We start from the raw sequence: 16,327 nt of genomic DNA, 5'->3' as shown, positions 1-16,327 counted from the left end.
TGTCTGCCAGGCTCCACCGCATGGGAGTGATCATGAGCGCCGCACGCGAGTACGGGCTGGATGAGGACTACGAGTGGGCCCGCCCGCCAGAGGGCGGTTGGGCGGCCGAGGACCTGGATCGGCTCCCGAACCTGCCTCCGCACACGGAGCTGATCGACGGGAGCCTCGTCTTCGTGAGTCCGCAGACCCGTTTCCACATGCGCACCCTGCGTCTGCTGGAGCACACCCTGCTGGAACAGGTGCCGGACAAGTTCGACATCTACCGCGAGTTCACCGTCAGGCTGGACAGGCGCAACCGCCCGGAGCCCGACGTCCTGGTGGTCCGCGCGGACGCGGACACCGGACCCCTGCAGACCTGGCTCCACCCCGACGACGTCGTCCTCGCGGCGGAGATCGTCTCGGAGGACTCGCAGGACCGCGACCGCCAGGTCAAGCCCCTGAAGTACGCGGCTGCGGGCATCCGTCACTACTGGCGCGTCGAGGAGAACGACGGCCTGCCCGTGGTGTACGTCTACGAACTCGACCCCGCCACCAGCGCATACGCGCTCATGGGCATCCACCACAGCCAGCTCAAGTTGACCGAACCGTTCCCCCTCACCATCGACCTCGCCGCGGCCGACCGACGCCGCCGGTGACGCTCCTCGGTCCCCAGGATCCTCAGACCGAGCAGCCCAGGTCCTCCGAGATCGACAGGGCGATCGGTTCCGCCCCCTGGGCCGGGAACGACGTGCGCAGGGTGAAGGCGTACGGGGTCGGGCCGTTCGCGCGCAGGTGGAGGAGACGGGACTCGGCCTCCGCGACCGTCGGGCGATGACCGGCCGGCACCCACCACAGGGTCGCCATCGCCTCCGCCGTCCGCTCGAACCAGTCCCGCCGACGGGAGAGCATCTCGCGGTGCCGGCCCTGGTACATGTACGCGGTCAGGGCGTCGGCGTCCCGCCACACCGACATGTTGACGATCAGCCAGGCATCGCCGAAGACCTCGATGCCGGTCGCGTCGCCGTCCTCCGACTGGAGGCGCCAGACGAAACCGGCGGCCGCGTCGGCGTCGGCGTTGACCGGGTCGAGGGCATCGACGAAGTCCTTCAACTCCGGTGAGTCCAAAGGGGACTTGAGACGGGCGATATTGACCTGGGCGAGTTCGAAGGCGGCTGCGTCAGTCATGGACCGAACGGTAGGTCGGGAGTGTGCCGTTCGGTACCCCCCGTCTCACGAGTCGAGCACCGCCTCCATCACCGCCCGCGCGATCGGCGCCGCCATCCCGCCCCCGGTGATGTCCCCGCGGCGCGCCGACCCGTCCTCCACCACCACCGCGACCGCGACCTTCGGCTCCATGTCCCGCTCGCCCTGCGCCCACGACACGAACCAGGCATACGGAATCCCGGCGTTGCCGATGCCGTGCTGGGCGGTGCCGGTCTTGCCGCCGACGACCGCGCCGGGGATCGCGGCGTTCGTGCCGGTGCCCTCCCGCACCACGTCCTCCATCAACTCCCGCAGCCGCCGCGCCGTCGAGGGCAACATCACCTGACGGGACGAACGGGAACCGGCCGTGGCCACCGTCGCCCCGCCCTTGCGCGTCGTCCGCTCCACCAGATACGGCGTGTGCGCCTGCCCCCCGTCGGCCACCGCCGCCGCCACCATCGCCATCTGCAGCGGGGTCGCCCGCGTGTTGTACTGGCCGATCGAGGACAGCGCCAGCTGCGCCCTGTCGAGCGAGGTGTCGAAGGTGCTCGGCGCGACCGAGAACGGGATCCGCACCTCCACGTCGTTGAAGCCGAACGCCTGCGCCGTCCGGGTCATCCGGGCCAGCCCCGTGTCCACGCCCAGCTTCGCGAACACCGTGTTGCACGACCACTCGAAGGCGTCCCGCAGCGGAGCGTCCTCACAGCCCTCGCCCTCGTTCGTCAGGACCGTCGTCGTCCCGGGCAGCCGATAGGGGTCGGGGGAGTCGGTCGCCGCGTCGAGATCCGTGATCACGCCCGCGTCCAGCGCCGCCGCCGCGGTGACCACCTTGAACGTCGACCCCGGCGGATACGTCTGCCGCACCGCCCGGTTCAGCATCGGCCGGTCCGGGTCGCCGTTGAGCCGCTCCCAGGCCCGCTGCGCCCCGGCGTCGTTCCCGGACAGCACGCCCGGGTCGTACGACGGACTCGACACCAGCGCCAGCACCCGCCCCGTCGCCGGCTCCACCGCGGCCACCGCGCCCTTGCGGCCGTCCAGCCCTTCATAGGCGGCCCACTGGGCGCGGCGGTTCAGCGTCGTCACCACGTTGCCGCCGGGGGGCCGGCCGCGCGTGACGTCGTTCCACAGGGGGAACGGCGAGAGCAGCGGATCCGACCCGGACAGGATGTCGTCCCCGGTGTGCTCCAGGAACGTCGTCCCGTACACCTGCGAGGCGAAGCCGGTCACCGGCGCGTACAGCGGCCCGTCCTGGTACGTGCGCTCGTAGCGCAGCTGCTCCCCGGTGTCCCGCGAGCCGGTGACCGGGGTCCCGCCGACCAGGATGTCGCCGCGCGGCTGGGCGTAACGGGCGATGGAGCCGCGCCGGTTGGCCGGGTTGTCGTCGTAGACACCGGACCGGACGACCTGGACGCGCGCCGCGTTCACCAGCAGCGCCACCAGCAGCAGGGCGCAGAAGACGGCGGCGCGCCGGATGTGCCGGGTCACCCGGACCTGCGAGGGCTCGTGCCGGCCGGTACGGCGACGGCTTCATGAACCGACTCCTCGAACTGTTGCGCGTACGGCCGTCGCGCCGAGTCGCTCACCCGGATCAGCAGCGCCACGATCGCCCAGTTGGTGACGACCGACGAGCCGCCCTGCGCCAGGAACGGCATCGCCATGCCGGTCAGCGGGATCAGCCCGGTCACCCCGCCCGCGATCACGAACACCTGGAGCGCCACGATCGAGGCGAGGCCGGTAGCCAGCAGCCGGCCGAACGGGTCGCGCAGGGACAGTCCCGCCCGGTAGCCGCGCTCCACCAGCAGGCCGTAGAGCAGGAAGAGCGCCGTCAGCCCCGCCAGGCCCAGTTCCTCACCGGCCGTCGCCAGGATGAAGTCCGACTTCGCGGCGAACCCGATGAGGATGGAGTGGCCGAGCCCGAGCCCGGTGCCGAGCACACCGCCGGCCGCGAACGAGAACAGCGACTGCGCAAGCTGGTTGGGGCCCTGACCGGCCTCGATCGACGCGAACGGGTGCAGCCAGTCCTGGACCCTGCTGTGCACGTGCGGCTCCAGCCGGCCGACGGCGACCGCGCCGAGCGAGGCGAGCAGCAGCCCGACGGCGATCCAGCCGGTGCGGCCGGTGGCGACGTAGAGCATGACCACGAACAGTCCGAAGAACAGCAGGGACGTGCCGAGGTCCCGCTCCAGGACCAGCACGCCGACGCTCAGCAGCCAGATCGCGACGATCGGTCCGAGGACGCGCCCGGTGGGCAGTTGCATCCGCCTGAAACGCCAGATCGTCCGTCCCGCGTACGCCAGGGCCGTGCGGTTGGCCGCCAGGTACGCGGCGAAGAACACCGCCAGCAGCACCTTCGCGAACTCGCCCGGCTGGATGGAGAACCCGGCGATCCGGATCCAGATGCGGGCGCCGTTCACGGCCGGGAACAGGATCGGCAGGGCGAGAAGGGCGAGCGCGCCGACCACGCACACGTACGCGTACCGCTGGAGCACCCGGTGATCGCGCAGCGCGACCACGACCACGATGAACAGGGCCACGCCGAGCGTGGACCACACCAGTTGTGTGGGTGCCGCCCGGTCGCCCGGCGTCTCCAGGTCGAGCCGGTAGATCAGCACCAGGCCGATCCCGTTGAGCAGCACGCCGATGGGCAGCAGGAGCGGGTCCGCGCAGGGCGCCCGCCACCGCACCGCGAGATGCGCCAGCAGCGCGAGCACGCCGAGCCCGGCGCCGTAACCGGCGGCGCCGGGCGGGACGGTGCCGCTCTTGGCGAGGCCGACGGCGCAGTAGCCGTACGCGGAGAGCAGGACGGCCAGGACGATGAGGGCGAGCTCGACGCCACGGCGCCGGGGGAGGCCGACCGCGGGGGCGGGTGCGTCGGCCGCCGCCACCAGGGTGGCCGCCGCTCCGACTCCGGCTTTCGTCATGTCCGGAACTTACCCAAATGGGGCTCCTTGTGAGCCGTGGATGCTTTCGATCGCCGTCGTGTCGGCGTAGTGCCGGCACTGTGCCGGTCGCAGTCCTGGCGCCGTGTCAGCACCAGCGCGGTTTCGTCCCGATGGTGTCGATGAAGCGCGCCGCGCCCCAGGCCCAGGTGCCGTCCTCGAGGAGGTACCACAGACGGTCGCCCTGGACCTCCTGGCCGGACGTCTTGCAGAAGATCGAGACGATCTCCCCGCGGTGGGCGACCCGGATCACCTCGCTGGCGCGGGTCGGCTTGCTGCGCAGGAGCAACTCGTTGGCGGTGACGCGCCCACGGGAGCGGCGGAAGTCGTTGTCGTCGTCGTTGTCGTGGTCGTTGTCGTGGTTCCCGGACTGCCAGTTGCCGCCGTCGCCACCACCGCCCGACTGCCAGCCGCCGTTACCGCCGCCGCCGTCACCACCGCCGTTACCGCCACCGCCGCCGCCGTTGCCGCCGCCCGACTGCCCGTTCCCGTTTCCGTTTCCGTTGTTGTTCTGACCGTTGTTGTTCTGGCCGTGGTTCTGACCATTGTTCTGGCCGTTGTTCTGGCCGCCGCCCCCACCGCCCTGGTTGCCGCCGCCCCCGCCGCCCTGGTTGCCGTTGCCGTTGCCCCCGCCGCCTTGGTTGCCGCCGCCCCCACCACCCTGGTTGCCGCCGCCCTGGTTGCCGTTGCCCCCGCCGCCTTGGTTGCCGCCGCCCCCGCCGCCTCCGCCGTCCCCGCCGCCCTGGTTCTGCCAGTCCTGTGGGTCGTCCCCCTGGGCGCCGAAGTTGTTGCCGTTGCTGTTGCCGCTGGTGCTGCTGTTGTCGCCCCAGTCGTCGTCCCCGTCGCCGGCGAGGGCGGGGGTGATGGTCGCGGCGGCGGCGAGTGCGCCTGCTGCGGTCACGATGGCGAGACGGGTGAGAGCGGAGCGCGCGGACATGGCGATACCTCCATGAAGAGGGCGTAGCGAAGAGGGTGAAGCCGACTTATCGCCACATTAGGAGCGGTTCGCGCACGTCGCCCGTCACACTGCGCCATCGGAGAGGCAGCCCCCGGCAGGAGGCGTCTGAGGGAGCGTCAGCGTGGCCACGGCACCGCCGTCCGGCGCGTTGGCGAACGTCAGCCGGGCGCCCATCACCTCTGCCTGGCCGACCGCGATGGTCAGCCCGAGCCCGTGCCCCTTCGCCCCGCCCTCGGTGCGGAACCGTTGTGGCCCGTGTGTGACGAGGTACTCCGGATAGCCGTCCCCGTGGTCCCGGACGGTGACCACGGGCCCGTCCACGGTCAGCGTCACCGGGGGTCGGCCATGCCGGTACGCGTTGGCCAGCAGGTTCCCCAGCACCCGCTCAAGGCGTCGCCGGTCGGTCTCCACGCGCACGTCCCGGACGATGACGACCGTGACCGTGGCCGCGGACTCGGCACCGGCACCGGCACCGGTCCCGGTCCCGGTCCCGGACGTCCCGAGGCCGGCCGAACCCACGAAGGTGGCGGAACCCTCCGCCGTTCGCACCACCCGCATCGCCAGCGCGCCCAGTTGCTCGGCGTCCAGCTCCAGCCGCTCCCGCCCGGTGTCCAGCCGGGAGATCTCCAGCAGGTCCTCGGTCAGGGTGCGCAGCGCCGCCACCCGGTCGCGCACCAGCTCCGTCGGCCGCCCCGGCGGCAGCAGTTCGGCCGCCGCGTGCAGCCCGGTCAGCGGGGTGCGCAGCTCGTGCGCCACGTCGGCGGTGAACCGCTGCTCGCTCAGCAGCTTGCCCTGCAGCGAGGACGCCATGGAGTCCAGTGCGACGGCGACGGCGCCCACCTCGTCGTGCGGCCGGCCCGAGTCCTTCGCGCGGGGGTCGTCCACGCGGGCGTCCAGGTCGCCGGCGGTGATCCGCCGGGCCACTTGCGCGGTGGTGTGCAGCCGCCGGGTCACCCGGGTCACCGCGACGGCGCCGACCAGCAGCGTCGCCCCGATCGCCAGCACCGACGACCACAGGATCGCGGTGTCGAGCGCCTCGATGGTGTGGGCGCTCTGCGAGTAGTCGACGGCGACCGCGAGGGCCCGCTCGCCGTCGGCGGGCCCCGCCGCCCACATCGTGGGGCGCCCCCGGTATTCGGCGACCATCGTGCCGCGCTCCCCGGCCACCGCCAGCGTCCGTAGCGAGGTGGGCAGCCCCGGCGGATCGAGGCTCGCTCCCCGCCCGAGGGAGTCCCCGGCCTCGAACGCCGTCGTCGCGTCCTTCAGCCGGGACAGGGCGATTTCGCGAGCCTGGCCGACGGTCTGGTTCGTCACCGACACATGCACCAGAACGCCGAGCAGGGCGGCCAGCGCGCAGCACATCACCGTGATGAAGACGGCGGCCTTCACGGCGAGTGTGCCGGCCCACGAGGGCAGCGCGAGCCTCATCGGCCACTCGCGGAGGCGGAGGCCGAGGGGGAGGCCGAAGCGGAGGGGTAGGGGGAAGGGGAGACCGGGGGCCGTGAGGAGTGCGGGGCGTGCGGGGAGCGCTTGTGGTCCACGTCGCCGGTGCGCAGCATCTCGTCGTTGGTGAGCAGCATCGCCTGCTGCTGCTGGTCCCAGGTCCACTGCAGGCGGTACTCGTAGCCGGCGACCTCCGAAGGGGCGCGGATGATCACGGACCGTCCGGCCAGCTCGACCGCGCTCACGGCGTCCTCGTAGCCCATGATCTGCACGAGCCGGTCCTTGCGGACGGTGTAGACGCGGACGGCCGTCAGGTTGCCGGGCAGCTGCCGGAAGCCCAGCGTCATGTCGTCACGGCCGTCGCCGGTGAGATCGCGGTAGTACGCCTTGAGGACGGGACACCTGCGCCCCTGCGCGCCGCTCTTGCCGCAGTCGGCCATCAGGCGGGCGGTGTCGTCGTACGCCCCCGCGCTGTAATCGCCCGGGTGCGCGGCGATCTCTCTGCGGACGACCGCGACCGGATCCACCTTGTGGATGTCGCCCCCGGGCACCGTGATGCCCTTGATCACCTCGGTGTCGACCTCGCCGATGTCGAAGGCCGGGCTCGCGGCGGGCTTCAGATCCGGCCAGAGCTTGTCCGGGCTGATCGCGGTCGGCGTGGCCCCCGCGCCCTTCAGCTCACCGGCGTCACCGCAGCCCACGGCGACCGACGCCAGCAGAACGACGGTGAGACCGACGAACACGGGACGGCCGGCACGGCTGGCGCGTCCGGGGCGAAGGGAGCCGGAAGAACCCGCGGAACGGGAGCGACGGACGGGGCGACTGCGAGGCACGGGACTCCTGTGACTCCTCTTGGGCTACGACGATGTCAGGCCCCGTACACCTTATTCATGGGGAAGTCTGTTTTGCGTACCGGTTGGGCCGGAGATGCCGACCCGGTGAAACGATTACTCGGCCAGCTCCTCCAGCAGTCTGGCCGTCGGCAGCCCCGCCCGCAGGTACTCCACGAACAACTCGTTGTGCAGGGCCCACGGCGAGCGCCGTGACCGTATCAGCCGGATCGCGTCCTCGACCGAGTGCCCCCGGTGCACCAGCGTGTGGGCCACGACCAGCCCGGACCGGTTGTAGCCGCTGTAACAGCGGACGAGGACCGTACGCCCCTCGTCCATCGCGTCCCCCGCGGCCTGCGCAAGCCGGATCACCCCGGCGAGCTGGGTGCCGTCCAGCGGACCGTCCGGAATCGGCCACACATGGTGCCGCACACCGGGATCGGGCCCGTGTCCCTGCCGGGCCCGCGTCAACGTCTGGACGAGATCGAACTCGCCCCGCACCACGGCGAGCTCCAGCTCCCCGCCGGACCCCCGGAACTCGTGCCCGCCCATCCACAGGCCGGGCACGATCTCGCTCCACGGACGGTCCGGAACCGGTACGTCGGGTTGCTTCCTGCGGGTCCGCAACGGCGCCTCCCCAAACGCGCTGCCCAGTGCCTGCCCAGCTCCCTTCGAAGGTAACCGCCTTCTTGCCCCCGGAGCACCCCTACTGTTCCCATGGTCGGTGGGGTGATGGTGCATGAACGGACTGCGCGTCATACCGACCTGGCGACATGGCCAGGAGCGGCTCTACGTCTGTCTCACGGACGGCAGGAACATCGCCTGGTACGACCGTGAGGCGGGCCGCGTCAACCTGCTCGGCGACGCCCGCAGAGAGGACGTCCTCAAGGCCCTGGGCCCCTTCATCACGGGCCCTGTCACGGTCGGCCCACCCCCGGTGCCGACCCCCGCGGAACTGGCCCGCCTGGCCCTCCATCCCGACGACGACCTGGCCCCCAACCGTCCCGGCGAGGCCCTCCTCATCGCCCTGGACCGAGACCCGGGCCCCGCCCACCGCCTCCGCACCGACCCGCGCCGCCACGCCCTGGCGGCCGAGCAGACCGTGGGCGAGGCCCTGGACCGCCTCGACGGCGCGGGCTGGCGCACCCTGCACTCCGTCCCGCTGCCCGGCGGAGACCGTGTCCACCACCTGGCGATCGGCCCCGCCGGCCTGTTCGCGATCCACACCCTGTACGCCCGCAAACAGCGGGTCCGCATCGCCGACCCCATGGTCACCCTGGGCCGCCGGACCCCGGAACCCCTGCTCCGGCGCCTGCGCGCAGACGCCGACCGCGCCTCCTACGCCCTGACGGCCGAGGTCCGCCCGCTCCTGGTCCTCGTCGCCCCCACGGACGTCGCGGTCCCGCTCCCCCCACGCGAGGTCCGCATCCTGACCGACACGGCCCTGGCCGACCTGTCCCGGCTGGGCGGAATCCTCAAACCGGCAGACGTGGAGGCCCTCCACGCGATGGCGAGGGACAGGGGAACCTGGTCATGACGCCCTCCAGCCCGCCCTTTCAGCCCGTCCGGCGCTTGAGGACGAGGCCCTTCCGGGGCCGAGAGGGGGGTCTGGGGGCGCAGCCCCCAGGGATGGGAACGGGTAGGGGCGGCGGGGGCGAAAAACCGCCCCCTCGTTGCACAGGCTTCCCTCGTTGCACAGTCACCCCTCATTGCAAAGGCCCCCCTCATTGCACAGGCACCACCCCCGCCCGCCCCCCATCGAGCAGCGGCGCCAGCAGATCCCCGTAATCCTGCACCCGCGGAGCGACATCCGAGGCAAGAAACGTGAGCGTCTCCACGGCCCGGCACCCCTCCACCTCCTCCCACGTGACCGGCGCGGACACCGTCGGTGCGGCCCGAGCCCGCAGCGTGTACGGCGCAGCCGTCGTCTTCCGCGCCGCGTTCTGACTCCAGTCCACGAACACCTTCCCCGGCCGCAGACTCCGCGTCATCCGATGCAGCACCAGCCGCGGCATCTGCCGCTCCGCCTCCACAGCCAGCCGCTTCGCATACTCCGAGACCTGTTCGGACGACGCCCCCCGCACCGCCGCCAGCAGATGCAGCCCCTTCGCCCCGGACGTCTTCGCGTACGCCTCGATCCCGTCCGCCGCCAACCGCTCCCGCAGCCACACCGCGACCTCGCAGCACTCGACGACGGTCGCGGGGGGCCCAGGGTCGAGGTCGAAGACGAGCCGGTCGGCGACCGTCGGCTCCTGAATCACCCACTGAGGCGTATGGAACTCGGTGACGAGGTTCGCCGCCCACACCAGACTCGCCAGATCCTGCACGACGACCATCCGAGCCGGCCCCTCCGACCGCGGCACCTCGGCGGTCGTGACCCACTCGGGCGTGCCCGGCGGCACGTTCTTGGCGAAGAAGACCTGCCCGTCGGGCCCGTCGGGGTAGCGCAGGAAGGACAGCGGCCGGTCGCGCAGATGGGGGAGCAGGACGTCGGCGACGGTCGCGTAGTAGTGCAGCACCTCACCCTTGGTGAAGCCGGTCGCCGGATACAGCACCTTCTCCAGATTGCTGAGCGCGAGCCGCCGTCCCTCCACCTCAGTGATCGGCGTCATACCATGAGAATCACATAAAACCGGTACATAACGCTCTCCCGGGAGGATGCTGCACGTGAGATCCACATGGAACGGCGCCATCTCCTAGGGGCTTGGCCGGCAGCCGGGTGCTCTCCGTGTCCGGCGTCGGGCTGCGGGCAGGGGCCTTGCGGTCGGCCGAGGGGCCGTGCGGGCGGCCGGCGCTGAGCCACGGCGGCGGAGCGGTCCCAGGGAGGATCCTTCCGGACACGGCGCACCCTCGAAGGCGCAGCGAGTCCGGCCTGTCACTGTCTTCGCACGGCGGGACCGCTGCCTTGAGGGGCCGTGTCAGGAGACTCGTGTGGTGTGACGTCCCCTCTTGCCGGTGAGGGCCTTGAGTAGCTCCTCGCGCGTCATCGACGAACGGCCCGGGACGTCCGCTTCGGATGCGCGCCGATACAGCTCAGCCTTGCTCAGCCCCTCCAGCTCCGAACCCACTGAGGACTTCTCTGCCCTTTTCGCCGTACGGCCGGCGCGTTTTTCGCCGGCGGTCCTCAAACGGGACGGAGGGCTGCCACCTGCGGCCTTCTGCGTCTGCCCTTCGCTTCTCTCCCTGGCGGTTTTGGCCTGTTTCACACTGGCCTCCAACGCGCCCATGAGATCGATGACATTGGTGGAGAGTGGTGGCGCCTCGCCCTTCTCCACCGTCTGACCGGTGCGCTTGGCCTCCACCAGTTGGAGCACCTTCTCCTGGTAGGTGTCGTGGTACTCCTCCGGATTCCAGTCGATGCTCAGCGCCTCGACCAACTGCACCGCCGTCTGCAACTCCTTGTCGGCGACCTGCGTCTCTTCCGGGAGGCTTCCGATCTCTCGGTGAGGGTCGCGGACCTCGTCCGCCCAGTGCATGGTGTGCATCGCCAGGACGTCGCCCTCTGCTTTTACGGCGACCAGGTACTCGTGGTTGCGCATGACAACGGTGGCGATACCGACCTTGTTCGCCTGCGCCAAGGCCCTGTGGAGCAGGGCGTACACCTTGGCATACTCTTTGCCCTTGGGGGCCAGGTAGTAGGTCTTGTCGAAGAAGACCGGCTCGACTTGGTCCAGGTCGACGAACCCGGTGATCTCCAGCGACTTGGACTGGCCAGGGGCGATCTCATCCAGTTCGTCAGGATCGACGACCACGTACTCGTCTCCCATGTCGAAGCCCTTGACGATCTCCTCCATGGGGACTTCCTCGCCGGTGCGCTCGTTGACTCGCTTGTTGCGCACTCGGTCGGACGTTCCGCGTTGGAGTTGGTTGAAGCGGATCGTGTGGCTTTCCGTCGCCGTGAACAGCTGCACCGGCAGGGCGACGAGCCCGAATGAGAGAGCACCGCTCCAAACCGCTCGGGCCATGGCCTTCTCACCTCCTGTTTTCCCATGGCACCTCCGTCGGCTGCTGATCGCATCCCGGCATGCGCCACCCGGACGGTTCGGAGGAAGAAGCGCGGTCAGCGTTTGACTTGATTGAGGGTCCGGGTCAGCTCTCGGTTGGCGGCCCGCCCGGCCTGCAGCTCCTCGGCGCGATCTTCGAGTTGGCCCTGGAGTTCCACCACCCGCTGTTCGAGGGTGGTGATCGCTGGAGGTGGTCGATGTCGGTGGGCGCCCCGAGGCCGGAGTCGCGCCAGGCCTGTTTACCGCGCTGTTGGGAGAGCCGGTTCTCCAGCTGTCGGACGCGGGCGGTGAGCCGGACGTTGCGTTCCAGGGCGTTCGCCAGAACTCAGCCGCCGCTCGGTCCACTACAATCGGGACAGTTGTCCCGCTTGGTCGGAAGTCTGAGGGTCTTTGATGCGTGCTGATGCCGAGCGCAACCGCAAGCGTGTCCTGGAGGTGGCGTTGGAGACGTTCGCCACCGAGGGGCTGTCGGTACCGGTGGCGGAGATCGCCCGGCGGGCCGGTGTGGGCACAGGGACGGTCAGCCGCCATTTCCCGACGAAGGACTCGCTCTACGAGGCGATCGTGCTGCATCTGGTGGCCGAAATCGTCGACCTGGCCCGGCAACTGGCCGCGACCCGCGATCCAGGCGCAGCGTTCTTCGAGTTCTTCGCCCTGATGGTCGAGCACAGCGCGGCCAATCTCGGTCTGTCGCAGGCGATGAGCGGGACAGGCTTCGACGTCCACTCGGTGGCCTTGGCCCCCGAGCACAATCTGCTGGCCGTGGAAGAGGAGCTGCTCGTCGGTGCGCAGAAGGCCGGCGCCGTGCGGCCGGACGTCGTGCCTGCCGACGTCAAGGCGCTCATGGTCGGCTGTCTGTCCCGTGAGCAGCAGGGCCCCGACCCGGAGGCGCGCAAGCGCATGATCGACCTGGCGTGCGCGAGCCTGCGCGCCCAGCGGTAGCGGCGTCTGCCGACCGCGTCGAGGATCGGGGAAGCGGCGCCCGCTTGCTTCAGTTGCAGGGTGCCATCAGTGCGTCGTCGTCCGGGACGCGACCCGGGACCCAGGTGCGCAGGTCGGTGCGGAGGTGGTCGCCGAAGACGTGGGCCGACTGCGCGAGAGTCGGCGACTGCGCCTTGAGGCGGTGGTTCAGTGGCATGGTGTCGCGCCGGCTCTCGTGGCTACGCGCTCGTGTGCCTGCCGCTGGTCCGGCGGGCAGCGGGGCTGTGGGTGAGGATGCTGCGGAGTTTTGCGGTCTGCTGGTCGATGGCCTGTGGGCCGTTGCCGGTGAGCAGGCGCACGGACGGCTCGTAGGCCAATTTCGGGGCGGAGATGTTGGGGGAGGACGCGACGGTGAAGCCGGCTTCCTTGATGGCCACGTCGACGAAGTAGGGCAGTCGGGTCGACTTGCCCGGGACGCGCGGGTAGAGGAACCGCAGTGCGAACCGCTCGCCGATCTTGGGGACGGTCGAGATGGTGGCGGCGAGGAACGGGTTGTCCTTCACGGAGTAGGCGGCGCCCTGCGCGTCGATGCGCAGTCGGGTGGAGGTCACCGCGATGGGCGCGTGGCAGATCAGCGAGATGGTGACGTCGTTCTCCCGGGCCACGTGGAGGGTCTCGCCGAGCCATGGGTTGTCGCGGAAGTCGACCATGGGGGCGTGACCGCCGGGGGTGTGGATGAAGTCGAAGTCGGCGAAGGTGAATGCATCGGCCGGGTCGCGGTGGCGCTGGACGAGTTCCTGCAGCGAGTCGAAGGTGGCCTCGGGCAGCTTGTCGAGGCGGCGGATCAGTTCAGGGCGGTACTCGGCGAGCTCCGGTTCGCTGTTGGGCAGTAGTTCGGAGACCGGGATCCGGCCGATGTGCCGCTCCAGCAGCCGGACTTCCTGCTCGCGGCGGGCGACCAGCTCGGGGTGGCGCTGCCGGAAGCTGTTGACGTCGAACGAGCGGCGGCGCTGCTGCATGCGCAGGGGGAGGGTCCTGGAGCCGGTCTTCTCGATGGAGTGCACGGACAGGGCCATGCCGTTGATGTCGAGTTGCGGGGCGTTGCCGTCGGGGGTGGCGAAGGTGAACTCGTAGTCGTTCTCGAACTCTTTGAGCACCTGAGCCATCTCGACCAGGAAGAACCCGGTCGAGATCGACTTGACCACGGCCGGCTCGATCAGCGGCAGCTGGCGGCCGGACGAGATGATGATCAGTGCGCGACGCTTGGTGGTGGGCATGGCGGGGGCTCCTTCAGTGCGCCTCGGTGGCGTGGGACGGGTGGGCCCGGTCGGCCCGCTCCTGGGTTGCGCTGCTGTTGGTCGTATGGGACGAGTTGCCCGGGCCGCCGGCCGAGAGGCATCCGAAGGTGCTTCGCTGGAGAAGGACCTGCCGCGTCCCGGTGAGGGGGCCCGGGCGGGTGTGCCGCTCAGGCGCTCTCAGGCGCCGGCGGTACGGGTGCACGCCGTGGAGTGGGCGTGTCATGGCCCGAGGGCCGGAAGTTCTCTACTTGCCTTCCGCGGCCTTGGACACGTGCGCCCACTCGGCCCAGGTCTCCAGGCGCTGCTGGTACACCGCGGGTACCCACTGCGTGGGCTGCTCACCGAAGAGCACGCGCAGCGGCGGCTCCTCGGCGTCGACAAGCATCTGGGCTGCGGCGCTCATCTCGGTCAGCGACGCGTGCAGGGGGTCGTAGGTGTCCTGGCCGTGCGCGGTGAAGACCGACGAGTTCTTGAAGAGGAGATCTGGACGATGTGGCCGCTGCCCTGCGCACGCAGGACGGGCAGTACCGCCTGCGTGACGTGGACGACGCCGAACACGTTGGTCTCCAGCTGACCGGCCTGCTCGCGCATGGCGACGCGTGCCGCTGCCCCCGCTGTGACTGGTGTGCCCTACCGGTAAGGGTTCACGGCCAGTCGCGTGCCGCCGCTCGGTTCAGGCCGGGTTGCCCTGGGACAGGGCGGAGACGTCGGCCCAGTCCTGCCAGGTCTTCAGGCGCTCGGCGTAGACGTGGGGGATCATGTCCAGTCCGTCGGTGCCGAAGAAGACGCGCAGGGGCGGGACGTCGGCGTCGACGATCTTCAGAAGTGCCGGTCCGACCGCGGTGGGGTCGCCGAGCTTCACGTCGCGCCAGCCCTCGGCCAGGGCCGCGCGCAACCCGTCGTAGACGGGCAGCTGCTCGGCGAAGCTGGCGGAGGCGCCTGCCCAGTCTGTGGCGAAGCCGCCGGGCTCGACCAGGGTGACCTTGATGCTGAATGCGGCGACTTCCTTGGCGAGGGCCTCGGTCAGTCCTTCCAGGGCCCACTTGGAGGCGTGGTAGCCACCGAGGCTGGGGTAGGTGGTCACGCCGCCGATGGTGGAGATCTGCACGATGTGGCCGCTGCCCTGCTCGCGCAGCAGGGGCAGCGCGGCCTGGGTCACCCACAGGGCGCCGAAGAAGTTGGTCTCCATCTGGTCGCGGACCTGCCGCTCGGTCAGTTCCTCGACGGCGCCGAACAGACCGTAGCCGGCGTTGTTGACGACGACGTCCAGGCGGCCGAAGTGTGCGTGTGCCCGCCGGACGGCCTCGGCGGCGGCGGTCTTGTCCGTCACGTCCAGGGTCAGCGGAAGGATCGCCTCGCCGTGGGCGGCGACCAGGTCGGCCAGCGTTTCGGTGTTGCGGGCGGTGGCCGCGACCTGGTCGCCGCGCTCCAGGGCGGCGAGGGCGAACTCGCGGCCGAAGCCGCGCGACGAACCGGTGATGAACCAGACCTTGCTCATGACGTGAACCTCCTGTGGGTATGGGCGGCCACCCGTAAGCGGGATGGCTATCCCGATTAACTATACGGGATGAACGTCCCGCTTTCGCTGGGAGGCAGGCGCGGTAGCGGCCCGCAGTCCGGTTTGCTCTGCTGCTCCGCCCCTGACTGCAGGGTTCGCGTGTGGTGCAGAGGATGATCAAGATGCACTCCCGCACCGCGCCGCTATGTACGGACGACCGTCGTGACCTCGACCGATAGCTGCTCGTGCCTGGCCTCGACCGTCCCTGGCAGAGGGACCGACCGGCGGCCCATTCCGCAGCTATGGATAACCAGGATCACCAGTACTCAGGGAGGCTCTGAAACGCAGCAACAAGGTGGCGATCGCGAAGTACGCCCTGCGCGGCCGCGAGCGCCTCGGGATGCTCCGCGTGGTCGGCGACGCGATCGCCATGCACGGTCTGCTCTGGCCGGACGAGGTCCGCGCGCCGGAGGGCGTCGCCCCGGACACCTCCGTCACTGTCCGCGACAAGAAGTTGGACCTCGCGGACGCCCTCATGGACACCCTCGGCGAGGTCGACCTGGAGGACCTGCACGACGAGTACCGCGAAGCGGTGGAGGAGGTCGTGGCGGCGAAGGCGGCCGGCGAGACCCCCCGCGAGGTCCCGGCCGCGCCGTCCAGCGGCAAGGTGCTGGACCTGATGGCCGCCCTGGAGAAGAGCGTCAGAGCGGCGAAGGAATCGCGCGGCGAGGAAGCGCACCCCACGGCGGAGCCGGAAGAAGCGGCGGAGCCGGAAGAGGCGGAAGAGGCGGAAGAGGCGGAAGAAGAGGCAGAGGAAGGGGGAGAGGCGGAGGTCAGACGCCTACCGCAACGCAAGTCGACCCGCACGGCCCCCAAGCAGACGGGCGGCAAGAAGTCGACGTCGACGGCGAAGAAGGCGACGGCGGCACCGAGGAAGTCGACAGCGAAGAAGAAGACGACGGCGGCGAAGAGCACGGCCAAGAAGACCGCAGCGAAGAAGACAACGGCCCACAAGACAACGGCGAAGAAGACCCCAGCGACGAAGAGCCCGACGAAAAAGACAACGTCCGCCAAACGCACAGCCTGACCAACCAAACCACGCCCTCCCCAGCTCCCCAGCTCACCAGCTTTCCCAGCCTCCCCGGCTCCCCAGCCTCCCCGGCTTTCCCAGCCTCCCCGGCTCCCCAGCCTCCCCGGCTTTCCCAGCCTCCCCGGCTCCCCGGCTCCCCGTTCACGACTCATCTCAGTTCACGA

General features: G+C 70.4%; 17 protein-coding genes and 1 pseudogene. 4 read left to right on the top strand and 14 right to left on the bottom strand.

The window, feature by feature from the left end; translation table 11 throughout:
- The first annotated feature begins 32 nt into the window (after positions 1-32).
- A complete protein-coding gene (locus tag ACZ5SK_RS30465; RefSeq protein WP_334577304.1) occupies positions 33-635 on the top strand; it encodes a Uma2 family endonuclease in 603 nt (200 codons plus the stop codon).
- A gap of 22 nt (positions 636-657) precedes the next feature.
- Here the strand turns inward: ACZ5SK_RS30465 and ACZ5SK_RS30460 are convergent, their stop codons facing one another.
- The 7 genes from ACZ5SK_RS30460 to ACZ5SK_RS30430 form a co-directional block, all read right to left on the bottom strand.
- On the bottom strand, positions 658-1,164 hold the full coding sequence (locus ACZ5SK_RS30460; RefSeq protein WP_334577303.1) for a DUF3291 domain-containing protein: 507 nt from the start codon (positions 1,162-1,164) through the stop codon (positions 658-660).
- Between the two features lie 45 nt (positions 1,165-1,209).
- Positions 1,210-2,667, bottom strand: a complete 1,458-nt coding sequence (locus ACZ5SK_RS30455) for a penicillin-binding transpeptidase domain-containing protein (RefSeq protein WP_334577302.1) — start codon at positions 2,665-2,667, stop codon at positions 1,210-1,212.
- A complete protein-coding gene (locus ACZ5SK_RS30450) occupies positions 2,664-4,103 on the bottom strand; it encodes an FtsW/RodA/SpoVE family cell cycle protein (protein ID WP_468576734.1) in 1,440 nt (479 codons plus the stop codon). Before ACZ5SK_RS30450 ends, ACZ5SK_RS30455 begins: the two co-directional genes overlap by 4 nt.
- Before the next feature lie 106 nt (positions 4,104-4,209).
- On the bottom strand, positions 4,210-5,058 hold the full coding sequence (locus ACZ5SK_RS30445; protein WP_468576733.1) for an SH3 domain-containing protein: 849 nt from the start codon (positions 5,056-5,058) through the stop codon (positions 4,210-4,212).
- An 84-nt stretch (positions 5,059-5,142) separates the two neighbouring features.
- On the bottom strand, positions 5,143-6,507 hold the full coding sequence (locus ACZ5SK_RS30440) for an ATP-binding protein (protein WP_468576732.1): 1,365 nt from the start codon (positions 6,505-6,507) through the stop codon (positions 5,143-5,145).
- The gene (locus tag ACZ5SK_RS30435) at positions 6,504-7,265 is read right to left on the bottom strand and encodes a hypothetical protein (RefSeq protein ID WP_334581169.1); all 762 of its coding nucleotides are present in this window, start codon (positions 7,263-7,265) and stop codon (positions 6,504-6,506) included. Before ACZ5SK_RS30435 ends, ACZ5SK_RS30440 begins: the two co-directional genes overlap by 4 nt.
- Positions 7,266-7,469: 204 nt before the next feature.
- Positions 7,470-7,979, bottom strand: coding sequence for a protein-tyrosine phosphatase family protein (locus ACZ5SK_RS30430; protein WP_079659653.1), 510 nt, complete (start codon positions 7,977-7,979; stop codon positions 7,470-7,472).
- 112 nt (positions 7,980-8,091) lie between these two features.
- On the opposite strand from ACZ5SK_RS30430, the gene ACZ5SK_RS30425 reads away from it, so the two are divergent.
- Complete coding sequence (locus ACZ5SK_RS30425) at positions 8,092-8,889, top strand: nuclease-related domain-containing protein (protein ID WP_334577298.1); 798 nt, start codon at positions 8,092-8,094, stop codon at positions 8,887-8,889.
- A 187-nt stretch (positions 8,890-9,076) separates the two neighbouring features.
- Here ACZ5SK_RS30425 and ligD read toward each other — a convergent pair whose 3' ends face one another.
- Positions 9,077-9,964: a non-homologous end-joining DNA ligase gene (gene ligD, locus ACZ5SK_RS30420; RefSeq protein ID WP_361701491.1), complete on the bottom strand. Its 888-nt coding sequence runs from the start codon at positions 9,962-9,964 to the stop codon at positions 9,077-9,079.
- 306 nt (positions 9,965-10,270) lie between these two features.
- A complete protein-coding gene (gene ku, locus ACZ5SK_RS30415; protein WP_334577296.1) occupies positions 10,271-11,317 on the bottom strand; it encodes a non-homologous end joining protein Ku in 1,047 nt (348 codons plus the stop codon).
- Between the two features lie 432 nt (positions 11,318-11,749).
- Here ku and ACZ5SK_RS30410 point away from each other — a divergent pair, with 432 nt between their 5' ends.
- Complete coding sequence (locus ACZ5SK_RS30410) at positions 11,750-12,298, top strand: TetR/AcrR family transcriptional regulator (protein ID WP_361701493.1); 549 nt, start codon at positions 11,750-11,752, stop codon at positions 12,296-12,298.
- Positions 12,299-12,347: 49 nt separating this feature from the next.
- Here the strand turns inward: ACZ5SK_RS30410 and ACZ5SK_RS30405 are convergent, their stop codons facing one another.
- The 5 genes from ACZ5SK_RS30405 to ACZ5SK_RS30385 form a co-directional block, all read right to left on the bottom strand.
- Positions 12,348-12,494, bottom strand: a complete 147-nt coding sequence (locus ACZ5SK_RS30405) for a hypothetical protein (RefSeq protein WP_334577293.1) — start codon at positions 12,492-12,494, stop codon at positions 12,348-12,350.
- Positions 12,495-12,516: 22 nt separating this feature from the next.
- Positions 12,517-13,554, bottom strand: coding sequence for a type 1 glutamine amidotransferase family protein (locus ACZ5SK_RS30400; RefSeq protein WP_334577292.1), 1,038 nt, complete (start codon positions 13,552-13,554; stop codon positions 12,517-12,519).
- A 265-nt stretch (positions 13,555-13,819) separates the two neighbouring features.
- Positions 13,820-13,978 (bottom strand): hypothetical protein, encoded by a 159-nt coding sequence (locus tag ACZ5SK_RS30395; RefSeq protein WP_334577291.1) that lies wholly within the window; start codon positions 13,976-13,978, stop codon positions 13,820-13,822.
- A gap of 5 nt (positions 13,979-13,983) precedes the next feature.
- Positions 13,984-14,166 (bottom strand): SDR family NAD(P)-dependent oxidoreductase, encoded by a 183-nt coding sequence (locus tag ACZ5SK_RS30390; protein WP_334577290.1) that lies wholly within the window; start codon positions 14,164-14,166, stop codon positions 13,984-13,986.
- An 82-nt stretch (positions 14,167-14,248) separates the two neighbouring features.
- A complete protein-coding gene (locus ACZ5SK_RS30385) occupies positions 14,249-15,073 on the bottom strand; it encodes an SDR family oxidoreductase (RefSeq protein WP_334577289.1) in 825 nt (274 codons plus the stop codon).
- 322 nt (positions 15,074-15,395) lie between these two features.
- On the opposite strand from ACZ5SK_RS30385, the pseudogene ACZ5SK_RS30380 reads away from it, so the two are divergent.
- Positions 15,396-16,160 (top strand): annotated as a pseudogene (locus ACZ5SK_RS30380) (Ku protein); the annotation flags it as partial.
- Positions 16,161-16,327: the final 167 nt, after the last annotated feature.

The organism is Streptomyces sp. NPDC031474 (assembly GCF_055581185.1).
Note: the sequence above shows the minus strand (reverse complement) of the source record. Positions and strands in the feature narration are given on the sequence as shown.